The sequence below is a fragment of the Oceaniferula spumae genome, assembly GCF_042849255.1.
In the GTDB taxonomy this organism is placed as follows: Bacteria; Verrucomicrobiota; Verrucomicrobiia; order Verrucomicrobiales; family Akkermansiaceae; genus Oceaniferula; species Oceaniferula spumae.
In genome coordinates, this window is sequence record NZ_AP026866.1 from 1,575,089 (window position 1) to 1,601,484 (window position 26,396).

A 26,396-nucleotide genomic window follows, 5' to 3' on the forward strand; every position below is an offset into this window, starting at 1 on the left:
GATGACTTATGGTTTTTCCACGTCTTGTTTAGCTGGCTTTTTTTCTGCGATAAGAGAACGCGTCATCACTGTTCCCTCCGAGTTCCCTTTATAGATCACAAGAATTTCCTGCTCGTTTTCGGGAACTCTCCACACGGATGAAAAAATCAACTTTGCCGATTTCGGGTTGGAGGGATCCGCTAAATACAGTTTCACAGGAGAGCCGTTTGTTTCATTCCTTCCTCTGAAAACAAAAGTCGCATTTGTGGCGATGGTTTTCTGAAGTTTACCTGATTGGAACCCTATCGGTTGCCCTGTGAAATTGACAAGAACCATGCAGGAATCCGGCCACTTACTGCTAGAGAAGGAACGCCCTACCCATTTCTCTTTTCCATTCGGTTTTTTCACTGACCACACCAAGATTTTCACTGGCAGTCCGTCGGCAGGAAGATTGAACGATAGTATTGGTAAAACCGGCTGGGGCGCATCTGGATCCAATGGGTTTTCATACAGTTCCAGTTTCCCCGCAGGGACATGTATCGGCTGTGAGAATGTATTTTTGTTAAGCTGCAAAGGTTTGGTTTTCTTTTCTCCGGTGCGGATGTGAACTATACCATCGGAGCCGGTGGGAACCGAAAAGGCAGCCAGACTGACCGCCACTTTTTGCGCGGTGCAGACGCCAGTGCCAAGGCAGCCTAACATGCAGAGCATTGTGATGACCTTCGTTTCCACTTGCTTGTAGTTATTGCACATAGGCATCTTAATTTTCAGATTTTTTGGTTAGGAGAGAATGCATCGTGACGGTGCCATCTGATTGCCCTGGACGAATCACGAGAATCTCTTGGTGACTTTCAGGAACCTGCCATACCGAAGAAAATACGAGTTTCACTGATTCAGAATCAGCCGGATCGACAAAGTAAAGTTTCACCGGAGAACCTGTCTTTTCCTTTTCCCCTCTGAAGATAAATGTTCCCTCTGCCGGAATAGCCTTTCGAAGTTTACCTGATTCGATCTCTATGGCTTTCGAGGTGAGATTAATGAGAACCATGCAGGACTTTGGCCATTTCCCACTGGAGTAGGCGCGGCCATGCCATGTTACTTTTTTATTCTCCCCTGATGTGGACCATATTAACACACGACAAGGCAGTCCGTCGGCAGGTAAATCGATCGAAATCAAAGGAACTTGAGCCACGGCCACAACGGGATCTAACACCGCCTTATACAACTCCAGTTTTCCAGTAGGGACTGCCATTGACGCTGAAAAGGAGTTTTTTCTGAGCTGGAGTGGTTTGGTTTTCTTTTCCGCCGTGAGAACGTGAACCATGCCATCGAAATCACCGGGGACAGAGAAAGCGCCGATGCTCACCGATACCGGTTGTGCGGTGCATATGCCCAGTCCTAGGCTGAAAATTGCTATTGCTGATCTCATGCTTGTTATTTGTTAGTTTTGAACTTCCGATGGCTGAAGCCAGCGGAAGGAAACCACTTCCATCCGTCTACCAAAAGTGCGGTTAATGATGCTTAAATCGACATTGTCTGAACCGTCCTCATTTTTGGCCGCAGTTTCCGGCGGATTGACCGGGTCCAAATATTCAGGAACGCGTTGCACAGTCGCCTCACACCAGGCACGTGCGATCACATTGGTTCCAGTGGAGTCCTTGGCTTCACCATAGGCGCGGATTTTGAAGGTATCTCCGCGCACAACCAACGAGGAGCCTATTCCTTGCAAGAGATCGGACTGCATCACATATCCAGGTGCTCCGGCGAATCGTGAACCCTTGGCTGCTTTTTCGTTAGGAAACGGTGCAGCGGGGGTGCTGATCATGGAGGTTCCTTGTTTGTAGCCACGGTTGATCGACTGCGCATCATTACTGCCGGTGCCATTGTAGTCGGCGTCAAATTCATCCCAATCGATGGCGGCTTGGAGAGCTCCGGTGACACCCAATCTGTCGTCACTGAGACGGCGATTGATAAATTCCGACATATTAAGAAATGGACCGCGTAGCTTGACTTGTTTCACGATTTCGGTGGCCAGTCGTTCAATTTGTTCGTCGTTGAGAAGCCTAACACCTGTCCATGCAGCCTCTTCAGACGGGTCATCCCCATCCTTGTCTCCATTCGCCAAACGGTAGCGAGAAACCACTACGTCGCTCGACGAGCTAACGATCCCCGTAGCACCAGACTGGGCATCAAGATAAGGCACATTCCTGTTTTTCATGGTATGCAGGAAAATCTTCCATGCTTCAACAGAAGTGCTGTTCACATTGAACGCAGCTTTGACGCCCATGTAGGAGCCGATGGATTTCCAACCATTTTCCGTACCAGCCAACTCAGCCAGTTCCTCGGCCGTTTTGCCTTGGTTGAGGGCGACATAATTGGCGTTGGCCACTTTCTCAGTTCCCTCGAAAAAGTCTTTGGCGACCTCACTCAGACTTTTATTGATCTGGCCTCCGGTCGATTCCGGGACGATCGATGACATGAAATAGGAGTCCCAAAGAGCCTCATTCGTCAGTAGCAGCTGATCCCAGTAATCGCCGAATGGGTTGAAGTTAGTGGCTTCATGATTGCCACTTTGCTCATTTCCCCGATCAGTTCCGAAGTCGATGTAATGATAAACTTGGTCACCTGGAATCATGGGATTAGCGTAGGCATTTCCAATAGCAGGTCCAAAGTCTCCGCCAGTATGCGCCAAATGTTTATGGCTTCGAGCACCGCTTCCGTTTGGAGATGTGGGTAAGTTGGTATCGCGTTGTGCCTCGTGTGCCCTTGCGTGATCCATCCTCATACCGGCAAATCCTGCTAGATTTGTGATCGGGGAGGTCGGCAGCTCCAAAGCAACTACCCGATTGGTGGATGGTCCGAAACTCCCGCCATAGTATCCATTTTTTCCTTCGGTCTGAAAAAAGTTAGAAACCGAGTTCGATGTCGCCGGGGTGAAATAGATCTGCCAAGGACTGGACGCCCGGTTAAACGCCTGGGCGTTCATCAGGTAGCTCGAAGATCTGGTGGGCGCAGAGTGTAACCAAGTCCGCCCTCTATAGTCCGCCGCATATCCGGTGTTCGCTCCATCGTATTCCAAACCGTCCGGATCTTTGGCTGTAATGCCTACCAGAGCGATCGCCCTCATGCCATTGTTCTCCGGCCATGTTGCCCTGTCCAAAGCCGTATCCCTAATAATTTCTGTCTCACGCTCGTCACTTGAGCCGACACCGTTCCCCAACCAAGCAATCGAAGAAACGCCGTAATGAAACACCGCATTGGGAGACATCGTCCCCTCTGCTTCATCGAGCGCGCCAAAAGGACTGCTACGTTTCTGGGCATGGTTCAATGTAATGCTGGCCGCATCGTTTCCGAAGAAATACGCAGGAACCGTTCTAGTATTATAGGTGGCAAATGAGATCGCGATGCTCGGCGTACCCGTAGGTGTGAAGTTAGACATCGTGAATTCCAATCCACGGGCCGCGCTGTTATCAAAGACGGGCACATATCCAGGAGTCACCTCAAACTCTTGGCCGCCAGGATTCAAGCTGGTGAGAGAAAACACGCGCACCTCTCCTGGCGCATAGGTGATATCTTCGGTAATTTTTCCAAACGATCTAACATATCCCCCCATTTTTTGACTGAGGAAAATTTCTTGCGGTGCCCCATCCCCATGAACCGTCAGTTTTAAATTCGCGGCATGGTGCAAGCCTGCGGTAAAATAGCTTTCACCACCGTCCACCTTAAGCGGCACATTATAAGGATTCCACATGTAAACGATGGGTATCGCGGTGAATTTATATTGCTTAGGATTGCCTTCCACAGTCCTCAAGCAGATCACCCAATACTGGCGTAGCAAAACGGGGTTTCTGGCATAGCCCATTGAATCAGCGATTACATACTCACGGATCTGGCCCGGGCCACCTTGATCTTGGACCCCCATCATGAAACGCCTAGACAATGGAGTTTCGCCATCCCATTGCAGGTAATGGCCTCGGGTGTTGTTTGTAAACTCTCGATATAAGCGATAGTATTGATGCATTTGACGCCACGAGAGTGGTGCGACATAAGGATTTTTAGGGGCGATCTCGGCGAGGTCACCAAGCATTGGCCGGACCGGAGTATCGAACTCGATGTCAAATAATTGGGACCGTCCGAACTCCGCAGGAACTGTCGGATTTTCAAATGCGGTATTGAGATCCTTTTTCATGCCTCCAAATCGGACATCGGTCATTAGCCCCAGCCCATCGGTAGCGACGTCATGAAACGGCAGAGGCTTGGACACGTCCGGCGACTGTCCGGACGCCACATACAAAGTTGATAAATCTAACCATTTATTCACCGAGGCTGCAGATGTATCAATCGATTGAAACGGCTCTACTTTCTCCACCGGTGGTCGTCCCAGACTGGCGGCGCTGCCCTGAGCAAGTTGAATTCCCGCAAGCGTTTTCCGGTCATTCAGATCCACCCTCGCTTTTTCGCTTTGGTCACTCACCCACCAGGCGTAACCACCCGGTGTTTTTGTTGGGTTGGTGATGGAAACGATTGGTGCCTCAACGACTCCATCCTCAGTGGTTCCGGTATCATACGTTCCCACAAGCCTTACCATAGGCGAACCTGAAGCGGGTGCTCCGGTCGCGAATTCCATTTCCGTCGTGTCCGAGCCACTCACAAGCCATCGCCGGAACAATCCTGAGTGCCTGCCTCTTTTTGCTACATCATAAGTCTCGCCGATCCGTATGTTAGAACCGTCCGACAAAGTCTTGATATCATTCAGCCAGGCATCCCAGGAATCCCAGACACCTAGGTAATGCGGTTGTGAGACTCCTTCCAGTTGCTCGGTTTCCGGAGTCGAATCGAGTATCGCAGCCGTGGAAGAAATTCGCCGATCTGGCCCCATCTCTTTCTGGAGATTTCCGATCGCTACCATGAGTGCCATCCGTGCGTTTGACTGGGCTGTTGCCATCGCCATCGACTGCTGGGTAGAGCGCAACTCGATACTAGACAGAGTTGTCAATGCCAAGGCGATGAGCGTCAGAAGAACGAGCATGAGCAGCGTCGCAATTAGAGCGAAACCATTCGAGCGGAGTCTTGGAGAGTTGGATTTCAAAAAGAGGTAATAAGTATTCAATAATCATCGATCAATTGAAATTCTCGGACCTCTGGCTGGCACTCGCGGACACCGCTAGCATCAGAAGTGAGAAAAGATAATCAATCTAGTAACATGAGCGTTCATCATCCTCGTCATGAATGCAGAATCTGTCATGTCGGAAGAACTACCGACACGCTTGGCATCAAAATCCGGAGGCCTGTCAAACTTCCTCGGCAGGTGAATTAACGGCCTCACGCATTGGCACACGGAATCTTACCTTGGTTCCCTCTCCGGGAATCGATGAGATACTGAACTCCCCACCAATTTCAGACATTCGCCGGTTCATATTTTCCAGTCCATCCGCATCCATTTCGAGCGGTTTGTCAGAACAACCTTGGCCATCGTCCTGAACAACAAATCGGAAGCTCTTGCCCTCAAACGCCAGCCGAAGAGTGAGCGTCTGCCCGCCAGAGTGTTTGGCCGCGTTGTGTACAGCTTCCCTCGTTCCAAGAAACAGGTGGTGTCGGACTGCGGCAGACAGCACGATGGGCGGTATCGGGTTCGGCATGTCGAGATGGCAGCTCATGCCGGCAGCGCGTGCCAAGTCCTGGACTTGCTTGGATAGGAACGCTGCGAATTTGTCGAGTGAATCGTTGCGCGGATTGGTCGCCCAGATGATTTGATCCAGGGCACGTGTGCTGTTTCTGGCAGTGACAAAAATGTGTTCCAGATGCTCGGAAGCCTCCTCAGGAGTATCGAGGTCCGACTTCGCTAGGTCGCTGTAGAGCGCAATTTCCGTTAGGCTCGCCCCGAGATCATCGTGGAGGTCGTTAGAGATTCTTACACGTTCCGCATCCACCGCGCGCTGTTGCTCCAGCAGTGCTTTCTTACGAACAGCGCGCTGATGCATCACGGTCCACACTGCCGCTATGATGATTAACAAACCAGCTAGTATACAGCATGCGAGAAACCATCCGGTCTGCCAATAGTAGGGAGGCAGCGTGAAACTTAGTGGAGCGGAGGTGACTGAGACTCCACCCGGCGAGACCGCAGCGACCTCGAAGTGATATGTGCCGGGCGGCAGCCGATGAAAATTCACCGTGCGCTGGTCGCCCAAGTCATGCCAATCATCATCACTCCCGGTGAGACGGTAGCGGAAACGAAGTTGCTCCGGACTGACGAACTCAGGAGCAGTGTAGCGGATCGAAATCTGGGCTACTCCAGGTTGGAGCTTGAGCGCAGGTGGAGTGCTGGAATCAAAGCCCAAAAATTGAGACCGTCCATCCACCGCAACGTTCTCGATTAAAACACGAGAGGGTCTCGAGATCACCTCGCTGCGGGGATTGATACGCACGTATCCCCGAGTGGTTCCAAAGCACAACCTGCCTGCCGAATCTCTGATCGGTTGCATTTCCAGACATTCCGTAGAATCCATACCGTCCGCCTTTCCAAAGCCGCGCGGATGGACCGAGTCCGCCCGCCCTGCAAACACCTCTTCCAGTTCGGATTTTTGAACCACGGAAATTCCTCGGAGACCGCCGAGCCACAGACGCCCTTCGCCATCCTCGATAATTTGGTTAATGGTATCATCCAGCAAGCCTTCCTCCTTGCCGATCGATTGAAAACGCCCATCATGCCAGCGTGCCAGACCACCACTCCGGGTGCCAACCCAGAGCGTATCTTCAGCGTCTAAATACACCGCGTTGACAATATTGCTCCGCAGCCCATCGGCGATGCTTAAAAACTGATCCTCGTTACCGCGAATCCGACGAACCCCTTTTCCCCAAGTCCCTGCCCAGAGAGTCTGGTCCGCACCGACGGTCATCGACAGAACTGAGCCGGATCCCTGGGGCTCTGCCAGAAGCGACACCTTTCCTTGCTGCAACTTGAGTATCCGCCCGCTTCCAGTGCCAACGAAAACTGAATCTGCACCCACTGCCATGGTGAAAATCAATTCTTTCCTATCTGGCAGATCCAGCACAGCAGTCAGTTTCTCGTCGTTGTATTGATAGATTTCGGTGCCTGCCACGATGATGCTCCCATCATGACTGCGCACGATCGCTTCACAGGAGCTTCCCAAGGGGAAACCGGCATCAGGGCTCAATCGTTTATTGACTCCATGGCTGCGATGCCAAACTCCCAAGCCCTGTGTCCCTATCCACATCTCGCCAGGTTTGGCCTCAAACAAAGCCCTAACAGGATCGGCATTGTTTTGGGAATCGATGCGGATCGACTCCAACCTCCGCGGTGACAAACTGAGCAGTCCGCTGGAAAAACTACCGATCCACAACTGCCCAAGACCATCAAAATACAATCCTTCCACCAAAGCCTCGCCGTTACCATCATCCACACTGACCGGTTCAAATGCGCTGCCTTTGAGTTTCCAGAGACCACTGCCTAGGTGACCGATGTAAACCTCACCATCCGGACTGATGGCAATGGGACGCCCGTTTGCTTTTGATGGTGGTTGATGAAGTGGGAATTCCGTCCAGCCGTTCTCGTCAAAACTCAGAACGGATCCAGCATGCGAGAGTGCCCAGACCTTCCCTTGCGAGTCTTCTGCCAGATTCGTTCGACGTGCGATTCCGACTGGCGGCGCGATGCGAGGCTCGTTCCATTCGGCTCCATTCCAGATACGTAAGGTTCGCTTGTTGAAATTGACCCAGACCTCGCCGTTGTGACGAGCAAGGATCGCCTGCGTGTCGCTCAGACCTGGAGGATCGGGAATGACGGCGAAGCCTTCACCAGTCCATCTGATTAAACCTTTATTCGTGCCCACCCACAGTGTGCCATCAGGCCCTTCCGATAATGAACGGATGGTGTTACCGGGAAGACCTTCAGCGGTAGTAAAGGTAGTGACCTTGTTATCCTTGAGGCGGAGCAAGCCATACCTCCAGTAACCTACCCACAGTGCTCCATCGCTCATTGCTGTTAGAGCACTAACGGCGACGGCGGGAAACCCTTCGCGCGGACCGAAGGAGATGAAATTCAAGCCATCGAATCTGGCTAATCCAGCTTCCGTCCCCAACCACATGAACCCATCGGTCGTCTGGGTAATCAAACGCACGGTATTGCTGGGCAGACCATCGCCCGTCTGCCAGGAACGAACCAACGACTTCGTATTCTGTGCCTGCACCACCCCTCCCAGCGAGAGCATCATGAGGCAAAGAATGATACGTATCACAGCTGAATCTAGTCTGGGTCGATTCCTCATGGCAAGAGGGAAAGCCGGAGCTACCGCTCCGAACCCTTTTGAGGGCAGAATCCTCGCCGCGAAGAAGCCGGCAAAGAGTTCAAACCGCAATAAAACCTATCACTCCTTTGAGTAAGCCATCTGCGGCACTCAGTAGTCGTCGCCAAGGTATTTGGCGACGGCGTGGCTGCGGGAATGCACATGCAGCTTCGTGTAGATGCGCTCGATGTGCGTGCGGACGGTGGAGTAACTGATGTCGAGCCGATCCGCGATTTCCTTATAGGCGAGACCTTGTGCGAGAAGCTCTAGTATCTCGCTTTCGCGCGGCGATAGGCTCTCTGCTGCGCTGGGTTCTGCTGGGACCTGTTTGAAAGATTGCACCACCTTACGCGCGATGTTGGCGGTCATCGGGGCACCGCCAGTGAAGACATCTTTGATCGCAGCCAGCAATTCATCCGCTCTTGGTGGCTTGAGCAGATAACCACTGGCACCGGCGGCCAGTGAGTTGAAAATCGTATCCGTGTCCTCATGCACCGTGAGCATCAGGATGTGGGTATTCGGCAGTTTGCCTGCTAGACGGCCAACACAGGTGACACCGTCCATTCCCGGCAAATTGATATCCATCAGCACCACACGCGGCTGGAGCTCCGGCAGCTCCGCAAGAGCGTCCTCACCATTGGTAAACTGGCCGATGCACTCCACTCCGGGAGCACGGGCCAGAATCGCTGCGAGTCCGCCACGAATTCCCGCGTCATCCTCGACGATGACAACGGTGATGGGGTCGTTTTGTTTACTCTCAGACACTACTTAACTCTACATATATTCCGGAGCCAAACCAGTGCTGAATTTTGACATTATTTTTAGTGCTCTAGGAGAACCATATTCGTATACCCATTTTTAAATCCTCGGGGCGCGAGCACTATCTGTGTTCCTTACAGTCCTGCAATGAGCCGCCATGGTTTTCGCAACTGGAAAAGCCACACCATGATCCGATGTGTAGATGATCATCGTGTTTTCATAGTTCCCAATTTGCCTCAGGGCTTTGATGAACTTGCCTAACGCTTTGTCTGTGTGTGTGCTAATCACACACTCTCCCCTTTGACGTAGGTCGTTTCCAGCTTCAATGCTCCGCGCAGGCATTCGCCAGTGGTGAAAAAGCGGTCGAGGGCTGCATAGGCGGCTTCTAACAGAGGTTCTGCATCCGTCGTGTAGTGGCTGACGGGATGGAGCATCATCTGGATGAAATTGTCAGAGCCAATCTGAATGAGAGATACATTGTCCGGATACCGAAGCCCCCGGTCCATCAGCCAGCCCTCCACGAGCAGGACACTGATTTCCGAAGTGTATTGGATGATGATTCCATCGGGTTTCGGCGTCGCGAGAGATAACGAATCCAACAGCCGGATCAGGCCCTTGCGTGTCCGATCAAATTTAGGCAGATGAAAGTCTTCCCTGTAGGGGATTCCATAATCGGAGAGTATCTTGGTGATGCGCTCGACCATTTCAGGTGGCCGCCGTGCGGAGACGATGGGGTGGACAATTTCCCTCCTGCCTGCCCGTAGCATCACTCCGAAGGCGTGGGCTGTGGCGGAAGTGAGATCGTAATGAATCGTGCCATAGTCCCACTTCGTGGTGGAGGTGCTGATGGTGATCACCTTTTGGCCTTTTTCATGGAGAAGGCCGAATGCCAGGAAATTTAAAATCGGCATTCCTACCCAGATGTCACAGGGTGAAGTCTCCAGCAGTTCATCCAGTCGGCGCTCCAGATGGTTGGGAGCCAATTGGTCGACGGGGAATACCAAAGAGCGCCAGCCGTTTTCCTCGCAGTGATGTATGAGGCTTGTCACGATCGCCATATCATCAGCGGCCAGTGCTTTAACGGGCCGCGGAACCAAGATTCCGACGCTTTTCGCTTTCGGCTTTCGGGCGTTTGCCGGCGGACGCTTCAGAATCATCCGTGCCTTGCTGACACCCGGCGCTGCGATCCAGCCCTGACTCTCCAAGTGCTCCAGCACGGAACGCACCACAGGGCGCGAGACTCCCAGATTTTCCGCCAGAACCCGCTCACCGGGGAGCTGTTTATTGTAAGTGCCCTCTCCAATCTCCTCCAGCAACTGAGAGACAGCTTGATCGAAAAGTGATGTACGTTTTTTGGCCATGGGAATGTCTATTTCGTATCACAGATTAGCCTCCATCCGATGTTGCGGCCACCTGCGACAGCGAGGCATCTCCCACTACTCGCATATCCGTAAGCCCATGGAAAGTGGTAAACACACTTACCGCTATGAGCGGGCGTTTTTGGTGAGACTCCTGTTTCATCAAAGTTTAGTGATAGGTCGTGACCTATCTGGAGGCTGGTGCCCCCAAATGTCTCGTTACCTACCAACAATCGACAACCATGAAAAAAACACTACTACTAGCCACGATGGCGTTCGCTATCACCTCAGCCACGCACGCCGCATCCATTATCACCAACGGTAGTTTCGAAGATGACGCTACCACTGGCGACGGAGTAGGCGGATTTCTTGGCTGGACTACGGGAACTTCTATACAGACTGTAGGCGATGCAGCTTTTTGGAGCTTCGCCCCTACAGATGGCGATTCCAGAGTTCAGTTTGGCGCAGCCACCGGTTTCGTGGAGCAAACGCTTACCACAGCAAATGGCCAAGAGTACAACGTCACTTATGATTGGGCGTTACTTGTCACTGACTCAAACAATGCCACAGGATTCTCAGCGGTCACCGTGACCGGCGATCCAGGCTTCACCTCTACAACCATCGATCAAACGCAAAGGCAGACGTGGCAAAATGAGTCGTTTAATTTCACCGCAACTGACACGTCAACGACGATTCGCTTTACAGTCAATCTGACCAACAATAACCAAGCAGACACGACCTTAGACAACATCGTCGTTCAGCCCGTGCCGGAGCCTTCTTCAGCTGCGCTACTCGGTTTGGCCGGCCTCGGACTGATCCTCCGTCGCAGACGCTAAAATCATGTGAGAGTCGGCCACATGGCCATCTCTCTGACTTTTTCAAATCCGTTTCCACTCATCGCGAGTGCAAACGGATTTTTTGACTCAAAACTTGAGACCCGTCTGCTAGTTTCAGCCAGGTTCTCCGCCTAACATCACCACCTACCAGCTCATCATGCGCATCCCTTTAATACTCGTCACTTGTTGCTCTTTGATCTCAAGCCTGTCTGCCGCAGAGCGCCCTAACATTTTACTCATTGTCGGTGATGACCACGGCTATGCTGATATTTCGGCCTATCCCAATGCCCGACCGGACATCAAGACACCGAACCTTGATCGTATCGCCAGAACAGGCACCCTGTTCACTCAGGCCTATGTCACCAGCCCCGTTTGTTCACCTTCGCGTTGCGGCTATCTCACCGGGCGCATGCAGAACGAATGGGCTCCCAAAGGTGGCTGGTCGCCACGCCTGCCCAAGAACGTCAAACACATCGCCGAATATCTCAAGGAAGCAGGATACGCCACCGCCATGGTGGGTAAAAACGACTTCGGCCAGCCGGCAGGATCTAACAATAACCGCGAGAATCCCACCAACCACGGATTCGATCAATTCTTCGGCTTTAACGCCCACGCGCACGATTTCTATCTCCACTCACAGGAAATCACCGACACGGTAAAACCCAAGTGGCCTACCGATGCCAGCGCGCACCTTGGTAAGTTTGCCGACAGCCAATCGGACAGCCAGTTTAGCACCGTCGAAAAAGACCAATGGCAAACCGAGCTGTTCACGGACAAATCCATCGAATACCTCACCGAGCGCTCTAAGAAGAAGCAGCCCTTTTTCCTCTACCTTTCCCACGCCTCGGTTCACGCCCTGATTCACCAAGCCCCCAAACGTTACCTCGACGAGGTAGGTGTGCCCGAACTCCCGAACTACGATCCAAAGACCAATACGAAAGAGAATCCGGCAAACTACAAAACCTATTACTACAACTACTCACGCCCATTCCCGCAGGTTCCCAAAGGTCTGATAGCCGATGAGGACATGCGCAAATATTACCGCGCACACCTTAAGGCGTATGACGATCAGATCGGACGCCTGCTCGATTCCCTCGAACAACTCGGACTCGCCAAAAACACCATCGTCATTTACTTCTCCGACAATGGTGGCGAAGCTTTCACCGGAGCCAACAATCAGCCGCTTTCCGGTTGCAAATACACCACCTTCGAGGGCGGTATCCGTGTGCCGATGATGATCTCCTGGCCGAACCATATTCCGGCAGGAAAAACCTACACCAACATTGCCTCGGCTCTCGACATCGTTCCGACGATTCTTGAGGCGACGGACATCAAAGGTTCACCCGAGCTCCGCGGTCACTCGTTGATCAAGCCCTTGAACGACAACACACCGATCGTCAAAAACCGCACGCTTTTCTGGCGCTTCAACAAACAGTGGGCGGTTCGTAAAGGCGATTGGAAACTCGTCCTGACTGGCAAAAACCAAAAACACACCTCCCAGATTGTCCTGAACAAGAAGGTGCTCGGCAAAGTGGCACTTTTCAATCTCGCCGATGACCCTGCCGAAATGCACGACCTCAGCGAAAGCACCGACCCAAAAATTGTGGCCATCAAAAACGATCTGCAAAAAAGTTTCAATGCATGGGAGGTATCCAACAAATAACGACCTCTGCAACGAATGACAACTAACAGAATTATCTCCGCCATGCCCAAGCTCCTTTCCTTCATACTCGGCGCAGTTCTCACAGCCCCGGTTCTCGTCGCGGCGCCCTCCTCGACCAAACCTAACATCATCTTCATCATGACCGACGATGTCGGGTATGAAACCGTCTCCTACAACAAAGCCCTCAACTTCAAGACGCCGAACATTGATCGGCTAAGCACTGAGAGCACCGTATTCACCCAGGCCGACGCCACACCGCTCTGCTGTCCGACCCGCACCCGCGTCGTCAGCGGCCAATACACCTACCGGAACTACATCGGTTGGGACGGAAAGATCAAAAAGACAGCCCCTTTCATTGCCGAGAAACTTAAATCCGCTGGTTACGCGACCGCCGCTATGGGCAAGTGGCATCTGGGCGACAAAAAATCGCCGGCCCGCATGGGCTTTGACGAGCATTGCCTTTTCTGGCTTCAGGGCATGAGCCAGAGCGACATGATGAAGTTCGCTTATCGCAACGCGCCCTATCTGCACAACGGTAAAATAGTCCGCGCACCCTACGGCCCGGACTTGGCCAATGAGCAAGCGCGCGCCTTTATCAAAAAAAACAAAGACCGCCCCTTCTTTCTCTACTACACGCCATGGCTGTGCCACAACCCCTTCGAACCCACCCCTGACAGCAAGGACCAAAACTGCACCGACTGGCAGACCAACTTCGAAGACATGGTCGCCTACACCGATAAACTCGTCGGAAAAATCGTTAAGGAACTCAAGGACCAAGGCATCTACGAAAATACCGTCATTGTTTACACGGGAGACAACGGCACCAAAACATGCGCCCACATCATGGAGGACGGCACTGTTATCTACGGCGGTAAAGGAACGCAAACCATCGATGGTTGCCACGTTCCTTTATTAGTCAAAACCGACGGCACCCACCGCACGCTGGATAACCTCATCGACTTCGCCGACTTCTACGCCACCTTCGCCGATCTCGCCGGCGTGCCTGCCAAAGACATCGATCCAACCATCGACGGTGTCAGCTTCGCGCCCCTCCTGCGCGGAGAAACTAAAACCCTCCGATCTCATCTCTTTTCTTTCTTTAGGGGCGGCGCCTTTGTCCGCAACCAGCACTACAAATACTATATCGACCAACGCATCTACGACCTCGTAGCCGATCCGCGCGAAAACCAGCCCTTCTACCCGGAAAGCGACACCCCAGAGACCGCCAAAGCAAGAAAAGCACTGCACGCCGAAATGACTGAAATCATTCAAGGCGAGCGCTTCAAAAATGCCGTCCATCGCAAGGAGCTGCTAAAAACATTCGAGCGCTACCAGAAGCCAGCACAAAGCCGGATCCTAGGCTCCCGTGACTTCGATGGCATTACAGCCGCCGCAAAATCCGTCAGCTGGGATCTCGACATGACTCCCTATCTAACCGACAAGAACTCCACTTACCGTCTGAGATTTTCCCGCTCCTACAGAACCAAAAACTCGCACCTAATTTACTCCAATGCCCGGATCAAAAAAGTGCGCGTTCTATGCGACGGCAAAGAAGTCTTCAGCCGACAACCCACTACCGCAACACTAACCACTCGTCCTAAGGCGAAGGTCATCAACCCGATGGTCGATTTCATCTACGACGAATCGAAAGCGAGAGTCGGTCTCAAAGGATTGAACATCCCCGAAGGAACAAAAACCATCACCCTCAAGATCGACGCCGATCTCACCAACCCGGGCAACCAATGGGGAGATCGCATCCGCCTCTACACTTTCTTGGAGAAGATGGATTAGTTTATCCTACCGCAAGAAGCCTCCGCACCAAGCATTGAGTATTCGCCTAGACAATGATTGGCGAACTGCATTGCACATGCGGTTCCTGGTAAGTCTACATGCTCCCTGGCTAACCTGTTTGAATCATCAAAAAAGCCTGACCACGTCGAACGTGATCAGGCTTTTGCTTAGAGCTTTAATGAATCTTTAACGACTAGCGACGGCGGCGCAGAATCATTGTCAGTCCGGCGAGGCCAAGCAGAACGGTGGAAGATGGTTCCGGCACCGCGATGATGTTAAATCCGATACCATTGAGTCGGGTGCCGTTGGTTCCTGAAACTGTTCCAGATGCAATTCCAGAGGCAGAGTTCCAATCGCTATTGGCAGGGTTCACATTGAAATTCGCGGTAGCTGCCCAAGAATCGAAAGAAAAATTGCTACCGTCCAATCCTCCGGTGCCGCCAGACGTGCCTAAAACCGTGAAACCGGAGATGGCAAACGTAATCGTTTCTCCTGATTCAAGTCTTGTGATGTCGGTGCCACCACCATTCGAGGCATTATCCACAACCCAGCCCTTCGCGCCTGTAGGAGGTGAGCCGCCGTTGACGATCAAGCCATCTCCTGCACTTGCGGTCAGGCTCAAGTTGAACGCGATATCGATGTCTGTCGCACCGGCAAATTCAGCAGAAAGATCAAGGTTATTGAGCGTGACGGTATAAGTTTGAGTATTGACCGCGGAACTACTGTTGACGGGGATGCCGGGATTGGAAGCAGAGCCAGAGCCTCCGAAGGAACTGGCTATGACGAGAGTGCCGGTAGCATCGTTAGTTACGTTGACCGTTGTCGCGATGGTGGCCGCTGAGGCCGAACCGAGGGTTAGGGCGACGGCGGTCAGGATATGTGGGATAGGTTTCATGTGTTTGTAATTTCTATTATTCATTATGTTAATGAACTGGTTTAGCTCAGGCGAGGTGGCGATCACCTCTTCCCTTATACCTATCGTCAGCGGTTTGTCGCCTGATAAAATGCGACTTATAGCGGTAACCACATTGACCACTTTTTAAATGCCTTGGCCGTGAAGATAGACATTCGAACGCTCCCACAAAAAATGCGCGGCAGATTGTTTCTCTTCAATCCCGCCGACGATCCTGCCAAGTTGCACGACCTCAGCGATAGCACCGATACAAAAATCGTGAATATCAAAAACAACCAGATAATGAGTTCCCACACATGGGGAAAAGCCTACAATCAATAACCGCCTCCGCAAAGAAGGCGTCATTCTATTTCCTCCAAAGCAAAGCAGCGCTGATTTTCGTTATGGTTGGAGATACCCCATGAGATACTTATTCGTATTCCCACTTTAAGATCCACGGGTCGCGAGACCTCTGCTGCTCAGCCTTCATTCGCTGCTTCAGCTTCTCGAGCTGATCGGCAAAGGCTGGATCTGCGGAGAGATTGCGGTCCTCGTTAGGGTTCTTTTCGATGTCGTAGAGTTCGAACTTCGGACGTCGGATGTAGGACTCGATGCTCCGGTTTCCAAATGTGGCACCTTCGCCTTTCTGATACTGTGCCTGCCAAGTGGATGCCGCCCAGAGGTCCGAGGCAAAAGGATATGGGAGCGGTGAGGCGATGTTCCAGATCAGTTTGTATCTGCGACCGATGATGGCGCGCATCGGGTAATACATTTGGATTTCATGAAATGTGTGGGAGGCAAATACCTCATCCCAGCCCTCACTCTTTTCCTTGCCCAGAAGGCCTAGCCATGAGCGGCCGTGATAGCGGTTAAATTTAGGTCCTCTGTTTTCCCCTTGTCCGACTTTCGGAATCGGGAGGAGTTTTTTCGGCGCTTGTTTCGCTTCGTCATAACCTCCTGCGGCATCGAGAATCGAGGGAGTGATATCGGCGTGGGAAATCATAGCGTCATTAGTGACTCCACCTTTTTGTCCAGGCATGCGCACGATGAACGGCACGCGCAATCCAGCTTCGTATACCGTGGTTTTCGCTCCAGGGAAAGCCATGCCGTGATCCGCTGTGTAGATGATCATGGTGTTTTCATATTTCCCAGCTTCCTTCAGCGCTTCGATGAGTTTACCTAATGCTTTGTCAGTGCGGGTGCAGCTCTGGTAATACTGGGCGATCTCACGACGGCATTCAATGGTGTCAGGAAGGTAGGGAGGCACGATCACCTCGGCCGGATCATAGACGACCTCTTCGGTGCCAGGAAAGGATTTGCCGACGGGCGGATTCCCAAACAGGTTCGGTTTGAGTTTCTCCGGAGCGGTTTCATCAATCCCCTTCGAGCGGTGGGGATCGTATGTCCAGAAGTTGAGGAAGAAGGGCTTGTCGGATTTTTCGTTGATGAACGCTTTGCAGTTTTCCACCCAAGCAGGAGTGTTCGTATCGTGAGCCTTGGGTCGCTTGGCATTGGTGATGAGATATTCATCGAATTGGTAAACCACCTCTGGTGCGATATGCAGTTTGCCGATGTGAGCGGTGCGGTATCCGTTCGCTCGGAGCTGATTGGGCAGGCTGAGTGCGGCACAAGCCTTGAACGTATCAAACTTATGGTATGTTTGTGTGTGTCCGTATTGGCCATTAGCATGATTCTGCAAACCGGTGAGAATCACAGAACGGCTTGCAGAGCAGGAAGCCGTGGTGGCATAGGCATTGGTAAACATCGTGCCTTCTTTGGCAAGCTGGTCGAGTGCCGGAGTCTGGATCACTGGAGACCCGTAGCAACCGGCGATCGGACTCTGGTCGTCCGTGATGAACAGCACGATGTTAGGTTTGGCAGCGCTGAGGGACGCGAGCCCACATAAGGCAACAGTTAGAGTGAGCAGAGTGGTTTTCATTTGAGTTGGATCGAGTGATGAATCTGGATTATTACTAACGGGCTATTATCACCTAAAGCATCAAGGCCATGCTCCCGATTTGATGGGATTATATGGCTAAATCAAGCTGATTATTAGCCATAAGTATACCACTTCGGTATACCACCCCTTAAAAATTCACACTCTAAAAACTCCGGAAACCCTTTATCTATAAAGGTAGGGCCGCAGGGACTTGAACCCTGGACCAAGGGATTATGAGTCCCCTGCTCTAACCAACTGAGCTACAGCCCCCTTGAATTCGGCGCGAATATAGCCACCGACTGCATCTTGACAATGCCATATTGAACGAATCTTAGGCATCAGCATTTGTAGAATGGCTTCACGATGGATTTACCAACCTTGACATAACACCTGTCGCCGATGTTACATCATGAAGTAACTGATTTTAATTATGCGCTGGAAAGGTAGAAAACAAAGCACCAACGTCGAAGATCGGCGGGGAACCACCGTTCGTGGTGGAGGAGGCGGACCCGTTGCAGGTGGTGCCATAGGCAGCCTGTTGTTCGCCTTGTTTCGTCGCGGCAGTGGTAAGACCAAGCTGATTCTGATCGTAGGTGTGATCGCCGCTTGCTTCATGTTCAAAATCAATCCGCTGAGTTTGTTCATGTCGACTCCTGGTGGTGGCAGTGGCCAGGTGGTCAGTAATAAAAATTACAAACCGAGCGCCAAGGACCAGGAGATGTTCGAATATCTCAGCACCCTCAAAAGCGATAACGAAATCATCTGGAAGAAAATCCTAGCGGCTGAGGGCATGCAATACCGGCCTGCCAAAATGGTCATTTACAGAGAAAAAACCACCACCCCCGGTGGCATCGCAGACGCCAGAATGGGGCCTTTCTACCTCCCCGCCAATGAGACGGTTTATATTGACCCCTCGTTTTTCCGCGAACTCGAAGAACGCTTTGGCGCCAAAGGTGATTTCGCCCAAGCCTACGTCATTGCTCACGAAGTCGGCCACCATATCCAGAAACTGCTCGGGCTGACCGATAAAGTCCACAGCCAGCAAGGCCGGATTTCCAAAGAGGAATACAATAAGCTCTCTGTCCGACTCGAGCTCCAGGCAGATTTCCTTGCCGGTGTCTTCGCGCATCACGCCCAAGAGAAATTCAACTTCCTTGAAACTGGAGATATTGAGGAAGCAATGCGATGCGCGGAAGCCATCGGTGACGACCGCATCCAGCAACAATCCCAAGGCCACGTGCAACCTGACCTTTTCACCCACGGCACCTCAGCTCAGCGCAAGCGCTGGTTTATGCGTGGTTATCAGAGCGGTCGGATAAACGATGGGAATACCTTCAATGTCCGATACGAAGACCTGTAAGCTCTGCTGCCACGGCTATGCCGTCTTGACCTCCTGCTGAATATCACCAAGGATAACGGCATGTGGAAATCTCTGATCTTACTTCTGCCCGCCCTCACAGCTTTACTGCTAAACTCCTGCTCAGACAGTGGCGGAAGTCTCGGCAACCCGACCTACGGTCCACCTAACATGGGCGGCCCCACAGTCGCTGAACGAAATGCCCAGATCGCCAGCGAGCCAACAGGTGATTTCTATTACGGACGTCGATATTACGTGCAGAAAACACGCTTCTGGGGATACCTGCGGAAACCACGCCAGAGTGCCAGCAGCGCTCAACTTGTGATTTTCAACGAGAGCCGCAAACGCAACCCTGACCGCCTGCCAGAGAACGGTCCAGTTGGACAACGATACGGTTACGATCAGAACTACGAATACCGCATCCGCGGTTACTTCACTGGCAAGAAAGCCTATGAGGTGAACTCAAATCAAATTCTCCCCGAGTTCATGCTCACCGGCTACGAAGTGGTCGATAAGCAACCCGGCTGGTTGTTCAGCCCAAAGGATCATTACAATCCTGAAAGCTTCACTCTCACCCGCCGATAACCCATCTCACACACCATATCTTTTCCCATGGCCATCTCTCGCGATGACATCGCTTCCGTCCTTGATGAAATCGCACTATTGTTAGAAATCAAGGGTGAGAACCCGTTCAAGACACGCGCCTACCGCAACGGCGCGGAAACGGTCAGGAACTTCGACGGAGACATCGTCGCCAAAGCCGCAGCCAATGAGCTGGATGGCATCAAAGGCATCGGCAAGGCGCTGCAGGAAAAACTGCACGAGCTTGCCAGCACAGGAAAGCTCGTCTTCCACGAGAAACTACGCGGCGAATTTCCCGAAGGTCTGTTCGACCTCTTCGGCATTCAGGGGCTCGGTCCCAAAAAAGTCCGCGCTCTTTATGATCAACTCGGTGTCGACTCCATTGAGGCTCTGAAAACAGCCTGCACCGATGGCAGCGCTGCCGCCCTTCCTGGCTTCGGTAAAAAGTCCATCGAGAAGCTGTTAGAAGCAATCGACCTGAAAGAACAGTTCGCAGATCTATTCCGTCTCGGTGACATTGCTCCCATCGCGGAAAAAATGTTAGACACCCTGCGCGAACACCCAGACTCACTGCGGGTCGCCATCGCCGGTTCATACCGCCGTAGCAAGGAAGTCCTGCACGATCTTGACTTCCTAGTCGCTACATCAAAGCCAGCGAAGATGACCGAATATTTCAGCCAGATGCCCGAAGTGGCATCCGTGATCGCCTGTGGTGACACCAAGGCATCGATCAGGCTCGATAACGGTCTTCAGTGTGATCTCCGTGCTGTTTCCAACGATCAATTCCCCTTTGCGTTGCAGTATTTCTCAGGAAGTAAGGAGCACAATGTGGCACTTCGTTCACGGGCATTGAAACACGGATGGTCGATGAACGAGTATGGCTTCACGCCCAAGGACAAAACATCCCCTGCTGCGCCATCGGTCAAAGAAGAGTCTGATATCTATCGCATTTTAAAACTCGATCGCATCCCGCCCGAACTCCGGGAAAACCGCGGTGAAATCGAAGCCGCTGAGGCAGGAGAAATCCCACGGCTTGTGGAATTGGAAAATCTGCGAGGTACGTTCCACAACCACACCACCGCCTCCGATGGTAAGAATACTCTCGAAGAAATGGCCGAGGCGGCACGTGATCTCGGCCTGCAATATCTTGGCATCGCAGATCACTCAAAATCGCAATTCCAGGCCAACGGTCTCTACGCAGACCGACTCCTCAAGCAGGTGGAGGCTATCAAGAAGTTGAATCAAACATGGGACGACTTTCAAATATTCACCGGCACAGAAGTCGACATTCTTAAAGACGGTTCACTCGACTTTGAGGATGATGTGTTAGAGCAACTCGACTACAGCGTGGCATCTATACACGGATCATTCCAGCTCTCCGAAAAGGAAATGACCGCCCGCATTATCAAGGCGATGGAAAACCCGCACGTCACCATGATCGGTCACCTGACAGGGAGATTGCTGCTGCGCCGCGAAGGTTATGCGGTGAACGTGGACAAGATCATCGACTGCGCCGTCCGCACCGGAACCATCATCGAATTGAACTGCAATCCCCGCCGACTCGACATGGATTGGCGCCACTGGCACCGTGCCCGTGACAAGGGCCTGATGACCTCCATCAACCCTGATGCGCATGCCACAGAACAGCTGCAATACCTTGCTTTTGGCATACGTCTTGCACGCAAAGGTTGGCTACGCCGTGAAGACGTCTTGAACTGCAAACCTCTGGATGAAATTCGCAGCTGGCTCAAACTTCCGAAAGACAAACGTAAGCGATAGCCCGCCTCCGACTTCTCGCACATACCATCAAACACACACCATCTCGTGCCCCTTACAGAACTTAAATCACGCGCCCACACAGAACTCCGAGCGATCAGCAGCGGTCAGTTGACCCGCATGGAAAGTGCCGGAGTGGTGATGCGCTTTATCAAGCAGGAGGAAGCCACCATCAGGCAGCTTCATGACGAAGGCGCCGGTGGCCTTGAAATCGCCGAGGCACGCGCCCTTCTGTTAGACATTATTCTTGATGTCATGTTCACCGCCGCAATCGGCAGGCACGAGGGCAGCGCCCCCACGGTCACCCTCGTTGCCCAAGGGGGCTATGGCCGTAGACATTTAAATCCAAGTTCGGATCTGGACCTCCTTTTCCTACTGCCACGCGCCTCAAACAAAGTCACCGAGACGCTGGCCACCATTATCCAGGAAATTCTCTACATCCTCTGGGACGCCGGCTTCAAGGTTGGTCACGCATCGCGCTCCATCGCGGAGTGCATTGGTGAAGCTCGCAAAGATCAGCAGAATAAAACCGCCCTGATGGATGCCCGCTACATCGCGGGTGACAAGGAGCTGTTTGCCGATTTCGAGCAACGTTTCGATAAGGAATGTGTGCAAAAAGGGCAGGAAGCCTTTTTCGATCTCCGCCGCGAGGACCTTCGCCGCCGGCACAGCAAGTATTCCCACACCGTCTTTCTCCAAGAACCTCACGTTAAGGAAAGCTGCGGTGGTCTGCGCGACTACCAAAACATTCTCTGGGTGGCGCGGGTCAAACTAGGTTTCAAGACCAACGAGCAGCTGGCGGAAGCGAAAATTATCACTGGCAGCACCTGTCGCCAGCTCAACAAGGGATACGACTTCCTCCACCGTGTTCGCAACGAACTTCACTATGAAACCGGTCGCGGCACCGATATCCTAACATTGCGTTTACAGGGCGTTGTCGCCACCAACTTCAATTACCCTCAGAAGACCATACTGCGTCGTTGTGAAGCCTTCATGCGGGACTACTACCGCCACACCCGCGCCATTTTCCGTCACAGCACATCGCTGATGGAGTACTTCGAAATTGAGAATGAGGACCGCAGTAGTCACGGTTTGTTAGGCAAAATACCTTTCGTACATAAAAAAGGTAAAATCGAAAAATTTGATGGTTTCTTTTCACGCAACGACCGTATTTTCCTACAAAATAAAGATGTCATCAGCGATGAGCCTAACCGTTTGATGCGGCTGTTCCAACACTGCCAGATCCGTTCGCTCGAACTCAGCCCGCAGGCTCGTAAATACATTCATCGTGCGAGTAAAAAAATCGACCGAGCCTTCCGCTACAGCGTCGATAACCGCGAGACCTTCCGCGCCATTCTTGAGCGCAAGGGGGAGGTCGGTCGCATATTGCGCCTGATGCATCGCACCAAGGTGTTAGACAACTACATGCCGGAGTTCGGAGCCATGGACTGTCTGGTGCAGCACGAATTTTTCCATCGCTACACCGCCGATGAACACACGCTGCGCTGCGTGGATCAGCTCGATAGTCTGGTCGGCCAGCCAGAAGATACCAACCCTGGGCGTAAACTCTACCGCCGTTTGTTACACGAGATTCAAGACCCCTATGCGGTCTATCTCGCGATTCTGCTGCACGATTCAGGTCGGGCGGAAAATGTCCGTGAGCACATTGACGGCTCCACCATGCTGGCCGACCGAGTCTGCCGCCGCCTCCAGATTCGCGGTGGCCGCCGTGCATTGATCATGTTCCTGGTGGACCACCACCTCACCTTCTGGCGCTTTGCCACTAGCCGCAACCTTGAGGATCCCTCCGTGATCGAGGAGTTTGCCGGGCTGATGAAAAACAAGCGGAACCTCGATGCTCTACTGCTTTTCACTTGGGCCGATTCCAATGGCACCAATGATGAAGCCTGGTCGCCATGGAAGGAAACCTTGATGCTCCAGCTCTATCATTCTACCCGACTCTGGCTGAAGAAAGGTAAGGAACACTTCCACACGGTGATGGATGAAAACAAAGCCGAACTGTTAGAAATTTGCCGTAAGAAACTGCCCAAGTCATTCCACGAGCAAATGCTCAAGCACTTCGAGCAGATGCCGGCTGCCTACTTCCGCTTCCGCGATGCGCGTAACATCGCCATTCACATCCGCTCAATCCAAAAGTTCCTCTCACGCGATGCGCTATCGGATGGTGGCTTCGAGTGCGACCTCAGCTGGATCGATCGTGACAATCGCTCGCTCACAGAGTTGGTGGTAACTGCCTGGAACCGACCGCTTTTCTGTGAGAAAATGTGCTGCGCCCTGGCTAATGCCAACATCAACATCATCGCTGCCGACGTCTACACTCGGATGGACGGAGTGGTCTGTGATCTTTTCCAAATCTGCACACCAGAAATGGGGCCAGTCACCAGTGAACGCACTCGCCAGAAAGTCATCAATACCTTCCGCACGCTCAACGAAGACCCGGATCCGCTCAAGGATTACCAAGCGGCCAAGTATCTCAAGCCTCGGACCAACCTACTCCACGACGACAAAACCGAGGGCGGCATCCCCTTCCCCACTCGCGTCTACGTCAACAACGAGATCAGCCCAACCTGCACCGCCATCGAGATCCAGGCACTCGACCGAATCGGTCTCCTGCACGATCTCTTCCTCGCCATTGGTGAGCTCGGTCTTGCCACCGTTCACGCTCGGATTTGCACTGAAAAAGGAGCAGCCATGGACACGCTTTACGTCACCTGGCCAGACGGATCCAAGATTGAGGACGAGAAGAAGCAGCGTGAGATCGAGGATAAACTAGCAAAATTGGTTGGCTAGTTAGAAGCGTCCATCAATGGAGTTCCATGAATTCCATCGACACCACGTGTCCGGATGGAGAAATCGAGTATCTAATTTCTTTGCAGCTCATTTATTGATTGCGCAGTGCCCCTAACACCGTAGACTCAGATTCCCCATCAACCTAGTAACTCGAACTCAACAAACCAATGATTAAACTATTACTATCCGCCGCGGCCCTGTCCTCATGTCTCTGTTTCACCAGCTGTGACCCTATGGTTCAGGCTGGCTCGTATTCACCATCTTCATCTAACCAGCCACGTAGCGGTTATGACCTTGGATTTCGCAAAGGTCAACATGACGGCCAAAGAGGCCTCTCAAGAACACCAAGCAGACACTCCGCCGCCTATTCACAGGCTGACCGTGGAGCTTTCTTCCGTGGCTACGAAGCTGGCTATTCCAAAGGCATCAGACCTGGCTCTGGTGGCAGCAACGCCTCCAACCCATCATACGGCCGTCCACTTACAGCGCGTAATGGCGTCGGCTCAGTCACCATCATGGAGGGTGGACGTAGAGTCGCCGTGTGCCGCACCGCTTCGCCTAACATCGAGCGCACCCGCTTCATCTCCGAGCAAAATCAAATTGTCGTGAAATCACGCGGCTCACATGGCCCGGCCACTGTGGAGCTGTTTGATACTCGCACAGGTGCCTTGCGTGACAAGGTATTAGCCTTCGCCATCCGCAACGGTCAGCCAAGATGGGCCGCCGGCATGCAAGACTAATCAAAAACGATCCCTATCAACTCAAAGACGGTGTGACTGCATCGTCTTTGAGTTTTTTTGTGCCATGGGATTGATGTTCATCCCCAGCAAAAAAAGCCGACTATTTGACCAGTCCCATGGCTTTTGCCTTGGCCATGGGGATAGCTTTCGCCTGACAGACCTGCTGCCAACCGGGAAAATTCCATTTGTTGGGAAATCCACGGCACTGCTCAGGTTTCACCGGGTTGATGCGACATGAGTCCCCATCTAACATGATACATTCGTGGTTTTCCTTTTCGATCAAAGACAGACCCGTTCGGTTCGTTCGTAAGCGGGTGTATTGATCGATGAAGGCTTGGGTCTCCATGCCCACAAAGGCGGCGATTTTTTCCACTTCGTCATCCTCAACTCTGACATCGCCGGGCCATTTACAGCAGGCGGTGCAGCGGTCGCACTGATACCATGTATCCGGATCGGTCTCCATCACAGGTCGATCAGGGAATACGGAGTCTTTTGCCGTTCACGATGGTACTGCCTTTCAAACCATTCGCTTTTTGAATGGCAGAAACTGAAGTTCCGTAGCGGCGTGACAGACCGTAGAGGGTGTCGCCTCTGCTGACCGTGTGGTAACGAGTCTTTGGCTTGGGTGTTGGGCGAGGTGTTGGCTTGCGGGCCACAGTGGGACGTGGAGGCGCAGGAGTATAAACCGGCTTAGCTTGTGTGGTGGGCACAGAACGCGTGGCGACAGTTGTGCTTGGCGCAGGCCGAGGTATGACGCTGGGGCTGCCACTAGTGATTGATTTGTAATACTTATTTACCTTGGCGAGGTACCATTGCCACTTGGCACCTGGTCGACCGTTATCCAAGAGGTAGTGAGGGCAATTTTTGTGAGGCTTACTAAGTCCTTTGCGCTCCCAGTGGTAGTGAGGCACTACTTTGCGAAGTGGGATGTCATACTCTTTCATCAGCCAAGCTGTTAGTTTGGCGGTGCGTTCGATGGTGGCCTCACGGCTGTTGCCTCGGTTTTCGCACATCTCGATGGCAATGCTGTAGTTGTTACCAGGACCATCGAAGTCGGCGTGCTCGCCTTGTTCATCACAGGGAAGGTGTTGCACCGCTCTGTCCTGATCCACGGTGTAGTGCCATGTGAGATAACCGATGCGGTTACCGCCCTTGCGTTTGTAGGCACGAAGTTTTCCAGTATTGAGCGCTTTAGAGTGGCGCCACGCATCTGCTCCTGCGGAGTAATTCTGAGTGCTGTGAATAGTGATGTATTTGGGATTCATCCGGCGACGGTATGCCCTGGCGTATTTCCCCTTCGGAATATAATTCTTGTTCACATTCACCTCTCGGTAGAGCGCTGAAGGACTTTTCTTTGGGGCGGAGGCTACAAATCCACCACCACGCGACGCCGTGGCACCATAATCGGAGCCAGCACCGGACCGATCACCACTTGCGAGTTGCGGCGACGATGAACATGCTGTCAGTGCCCAAATACCGATGAATACACCGGCCATTGGTAAGTTCTTAATCCAACTGCATTTTCCATAATCCGTGCCAAACTCCATGCGGACAGATATACCCCACATTCTGTGGTAGATAAAGGGACGATTTGAAAAAATTCAAATATC

At 52.5% G+C, this 26,396-nt stretch carries 21 protein-coding genes and 1 tRNA gene; 9 read left to right on the top strand and 13 right to left on the bottom strand.

What is annotated here, in order from left to right:
* Positions 1-6 precede the first annotated feature (6 nt).
* The 4 genes from ACSPJT_RS06625 to ACSPJT_RS06640 all read right to left on the bottom strand — a co-directional run bounded on the left by ACSPJT_RS06625 (position 7) and on the right by ACSPJT_RS06640 (position 8,210).
* On the bottom strand, positions 7-732 hold the full coding sequence (locus tag ACSPJT_RS06625; protein WP_435895582.1) for a hypothetical protein: 726 nt from the start codon (positions 730-732) through the stop codon (positions 7-9).
* Positions 733-739: 7 nt separating this feature from the next.
* Positions 740-1,408, bottom strand: a complete 669-nt coding sequence (locus tag ACSPJT_RS06630) for a hypothetical protein (RefSeq protein WP_435895583.1) — start codon at positions 1,406-1,408, stop codon at positions 740-742.
* 12 nt (positions 1,409-1,420) lie between these two features.
* Entirely contained in the window at positions 1,421-5,008 is a 3,588-nt protein-coding gene (locus ACSPJT_RS06635) for a hypothetical protein (protein ID WP_435895584.1), read from the bottom strand.
* Between the two features lie 262 nt (positions 5,009-5,270).
* The gene (locus tag ACSPJT_RS06640; RefSeq protein ID WP_435895585.1) at positions 5,271-8,210 is read right to left on the bottom strand and encodes a sensor histidine kinase; all 2,940 of its coding nucleotides are present in this window, start codon (positions 8,208-8,210) and stop codon (positions 5,271-5,273) included.
* 10 nt (positions 8,211-8,220) lie between these two features.
* Here ACSPJT_RS06640 and ACSPJT_RS06645 point away from each other — a divergent pair, with 10 nt between their 5' ends.
* Complete coding sequence (locus ACSPJT_RS06645) at positions 8,221-8,379, top strand: hypothetical protein (RefSeq protein ID WP_435895586.1); 159 nt, start codon at positions 8,221-8,223, stop codon at positions 8,377-8,379.
* Positions 8,380-8,393: 14 nt separating this feature from the next.
* On the opposite strand, the gene ACSPJT_RS06650 is transcribed toward ACSPJT_RS06645, so the two are convergent.
* The 3 genes from ACSPJT_RS06650 to ACSPJT_RS06660 form a co-directional block, all read right to left on the bottom strand.
* Positions 8,394-9,047, bottom strand: coding sequence for a response regulator (locus tag ACSPJT_RS06650; RefSeq protein WP_435895587.1), 654 nt, complete (start codon positions 9,045-9,047; stop codon positions 8,394-8,396).
* Positions 9,048-9,140: 93 nt separating this feature from the next.
* On the bottom strand, positions 9,141-9,383 hold the full coding sequence (locus tag ACSPJT_RS06655; RefSeq protein ID WP_435895588.1) for a sulfatase-like hydrolase/transferase: 243 nt from the start codon (positions 9,381-9,383) through the stop codon (positions 9,141-9,143).
* Positions 9,326-10,402, bottom strand: coding sequence for a GntR family transcriptional regulator (locus ACSPJT_RS06660; protein ID WP_435895589.1), 1,077 nt, complete (start codon positions 10,400-10,402; stop codon positions 9,326-9,328). Before ACSPJT_RS06660 ends, ACSPJT_RS06655 begins: the two co-directional genes overlap by 58 nt.
* Before the next feature lie 239 nt (positions 10,403-10,641).
* Between ACSPJT_RS06660 and ACSPJT_RS06665 the strand changes: the two genes are divergently transcribed.
* From ACSPJT_RS06665 to ACSPJT_RS06675, 3 genes are all read left to right on the top strand, one after another.
* On the top strand, positions 10,642-11,235 hold the full coding sequence (locus tag ACSPJT_RS06665; RefSeq protein WP_435895590.1) for a DUF642 domain-containing protein: 594 nt from the start codon (positions 10,642-10,644) through the stop codon (positions 11,233-11,235).
* Positions 11,236-11,392: 157 nt separating this feature from the next.
* A complete protein-coding gene (locus ACSPJT_RS06670) occupies positions 11,393-12,898 on the top strand; it encodes a sulfatase family protein (protein WP_435895591.1) in 1,506 nt (501 codons plus the stop codon).
* A 42-nt stretch (positions 12,899-12,940) separates the two neighbouring features.
* Positions 12,941-14,689 (top strand): sulfatase-like hydrolase/transferase, encoded by a 1,749-nt coding sequence (locus tag ACSPJT_RS06675; protein WP_435895592.1) that lies wholly within the window; start codon positions 12,941-12,943, stop codon positions 14,687-14,689.
* Positions 14,690-14,882: 193 nt separating this feature from the next.
* Here the strand turns inward: ACSPJT_RS06675 and ACSPJT_RS06680 are convergent, their stop codons facing one another.
* The 4 genes from ACSPJT_RS06680 to ACSPJT_RS06695 form a co-directional block, all read right to left on the bottom strand.
* Positions 14,883-15,584 (bottom strand): PEP-CTERM sorting domain-containing protein, encoded by a 702-nt coding sequence (locus ACSPJT_RS06680; protein WP_435895593.1) that lies wholly within the window; start codon positions 15,582-15,584, stop codon positions 14,883-14,885.
* Positions 15,585-15,728: 144 nt separating this feature from the next.
* Positions 15,729-15,947 carry a hypothetical protein gene (locus ACSPJT_RS06685; RefSeq protein ID WP_435895594.1) on the bottom strand — a complete coding sequence of 73 codons (219 nt, stop codon included), beginning with the start codon at positions 15,945-15,947 and terminating at the stop codon, positions 15,729-15,731.
* Positions 15,948-16,011: 64 nt separating this feature from the next.
* Positions 16,012-17,520 carry a sulfatase family protein gene (locus ACSPJT_RS06690; protein WP_435895595.1) on the bottom strand — a complete coding sequence of 503 codons (1,509 nt, stop codon included), beginning with the start codon at positions 17,518-17,520 and terminating at the stop codon, positions 16,012-16,014.
* 196 nt (positions 17,521-17,716) lie between these two features.
* A tRNA-Ile gene (locus ACSPJT_RS06695) sits at positions 17,717-17,790 on the bottom strand.
* Between the two features lie 160 nt (positions 17,791-17,950).
* On the opposite strand from ACSPJT_RS06695, the gene ypfJ reads away from it, so the two are divergent.
* The 5 genes from ypfJ to ACSPJT_RS06720 all read left to right on the top strand — a co-directional run bounded on the left by ypfJ (position 17,951) and on the right by ACSPJT_RS06720 (position 24,786).
* The gene (gene ypfJ / locus ACSPJT_RS06700) at positions 17,951-18,880 is read left to right on the top strand and encodes a KPN_02809 family neutral zinc metallopeptidase (protein ID WP_435895596.1); all 930 of its coding nucleotides are present in this window, start codon (positions 17,951-17,953) and stop codon (positions 18,878-18,880) included.
* A 60-nt stretch (positions 18,881-18,940) separates the two neighbouring features.
* Positions 18,941-19,462: a hypothetical protein gene (locus ACSPJT_RS06705; protein ID WP_435895597.1), complete on the top strand. Its 522-nt coding sequence runs from the start codon at positions 18,941-18,943 to the stop codon at positions 19,460-19,462.
* Between the two features lie 27 nt (positions 19,463-19,489).
* Positions 19,490-21,238 carry a DNA polymerase/3'-5' exonuclease PolX gene (polX, locus tag ACSPJT_RS06710; protein ID WP_435895598.1) on the top strand — a complete coding sequence of 583 codons (1,749 nt, stop codon included), beginning with the start codon at positions 19,490-19,492 and terminating at the stop codon, positions 21,236-21,238.
* A gap of 45 nt (positions 21,239-21,283) precedes the next feature.
* On the top strand, positions 21,284-24,046 hold the full coding sequence (gene glnD / locus ACSPJT_RS06715; protein ID WP_435895599.1) for a [protein-PII] uridylyltransferase: 2,763 nt from the start codon (positions 21,284-21,286) through the stop codon (positions 24,044-24,046).
* Positions 24,047-24,213: 167 nt separating this feature from the next.
* Positions 24,214-24,786, top strand: a complete 573-nt coding sequence (locus ACSPJT_RS06720) for a hypothetical protein (RefSeq protein WP_435895600.1) — start codon at positions 24,214-24,216, stop codon at positions 24,784-24,786.
* 100 nt (positions 24,787-24,886) lie between these two features.
* On the opposite strand, the gene ACSPJT_RS06725 is transcribed toward ACSPJT_RS06720, so the two are convergent.
* Complete coding sequence (locus ACSPJT_RS06725) at positions 24,887-25,249, bottom strand: YkgJ family cysteine cluster protein (protein WP_435895601.1); 363 nt, start codon at positions 25,247-25,249, stop codon at positions 24,887-24,889.
* A gap of 10 nt (positions 25,250-25,259) precedes the next feature.
* Positions 25,260-26,354, bottom strand: a complete 1,095-nt coding sequence (locus ACSPJT_RS06730) for an N-acetylmuramoyl-L-alanine amidase (RefSeq protein WP_435895602.1) — start codon at positions 26,352-26,354, stop codon at positions 25,260-25,262.
* Between the last annotated feature and the right edge of the window lie 42 nt (positions 26,355-26,396).

Excerpts from the sequence above, each read along its gene's own strand:
- ACSPJT_RS06685 (WP_435895594.1), bottom strand. The coding sequence starts at position 15,947 with ATGACGCCTTCTTTGCGGAGGCGGTTATTGATTGTAGGCTTTTCCCCA.
- polX (WP_435895598.1), top strand. The coding sequence starts at position 19,490 with ATGGCCATCTCTCGCGATGACATCGCTTCCGTCCTTGATGAAATCGCA.
- ACSPJT_RS06630 (WP_435895583.1), bottom strand. The coding sequence starts at position 1,408 with ATGAGATCAGCAATAGCAATTTTCAGCCTAGGACTGGGCATATGCACC.
- ACSPJT_RS06635 (WP_435895584.1), bottom strand. The coding sequence starts at position 5,008 with ATGCTCGTTCTTCTGACGCTCATCGCCTTGGCATTGACAACTCTGTCT.
- ACSPJT_RS06720 (WP_435895600.1), top strand. The coding sequence starts at position 24,214 with ATGATTAAACTATTACTATCCGCCGCGGCCCTGTCCTCATGTCTCTGT.
- ACSPJT_RS06730 (WP_435895602.1), bottom strand. The coding sequence starts at position 26,354 with ATGTGGGGTATATCTGTCCGCATGGAGTTTGGCACGGATTATGGAAAA.
- ACSPJT_RS06655 (WP_435895588.1), bottom strand. The coding sequence starts at position 9,383 with ATGCCTGCGCGGAGCATTGAAGCTGGAAACGACCTACGTCAAAGGGGA.
- ACSPJT_RS06640 (WP_435895585.1), bottom strand. The coding sequence starts at position 8,210 with ATGATGCTCTCGCTGGGAGGGGTGGTGCAGGCACAGAATACGAAGTCG.
- ACSPJT_RS06665 (WP_435895590.1), top strand. The coding sequence starts at position 10,642 with ATGAAAAAAACACTACTACTAGCCACGATGGCGTTCGCTATCACCTCA.
- ACSPJT_RS06680 (WP_435895593.1), bottom strand. The coding sequence starts at position 15,584 with ATGAAACCTATCCCACATATCCTGACCGCCGTCGCCCTAACCCTCGGT.
- ACSPJT_RS06670 (WP_435895591.1), top strand. The coding sequence starts at position 11,393 with ATGCGCATCCCTTTAATACTCGTCACTTGTTGCTCTTTGATCTCAAGC.
- ACSPJT_RS06705 (WP_435895597.1), top strand. The coding sequence starts at position 18,941 with ATGTGGAAATCTCTGATCTTACTTCTGCCCGCCCTCACAGCTTTACTG.
- ACSPJT_RS06660 (WP_435895589.1), bottom strand. The coding sequence starts at position 10,402 with ATGGCCAAAAAACGTACATCACTTTTCGATCAAGCTGTCTCTCAGTTG.
- ypfJ (WP_435895596.1), top strand. The coding sequence starts at position 17,951 with ATGCGCTGGAAAGGTAGAAAACAAAGCACCAACGTCGAAGATCGGCGG.
- ACSPJT_RS06690 (WP_435895595.1), bottom strand. The coding sequence starts at position 17,520 with ATGAAAACCACTCTGCTCACTCTAACTGTTGCCTTATGTGGGCTCGCG.
- ACSPJT_RS06645 (WP_435895586.1), top strand. The coding sequence starts at position 8,221 with ATGATACGTATCACAGCTGAATCTAGTCTGGGTCGATTCCTCATGGCA.
- ACSPJT_RS06625 (WP_435895582.1), bottom strand. The coding sequence starts at position 732 with ATGTGCAATAACTACAAGCAAGTGGAAACGAAGGTCATCACAATGCTC.
- ACSPJT_RS06675 (WP_435895592.1), top strand. The coding sequence starts at position 12,941 with ATGCCCAAGCTCCTTTCCTTCATACTCGGCGCAGTTCTCACAGCCCCG.
- ACSPJT_RS06725 (WP_435895601.1), bottom strand. The coding sequence starts at position 25,249 with ATGGAGACCGATCCGGATACATGGTATCAGTGCGACCGCTGCACCGCC.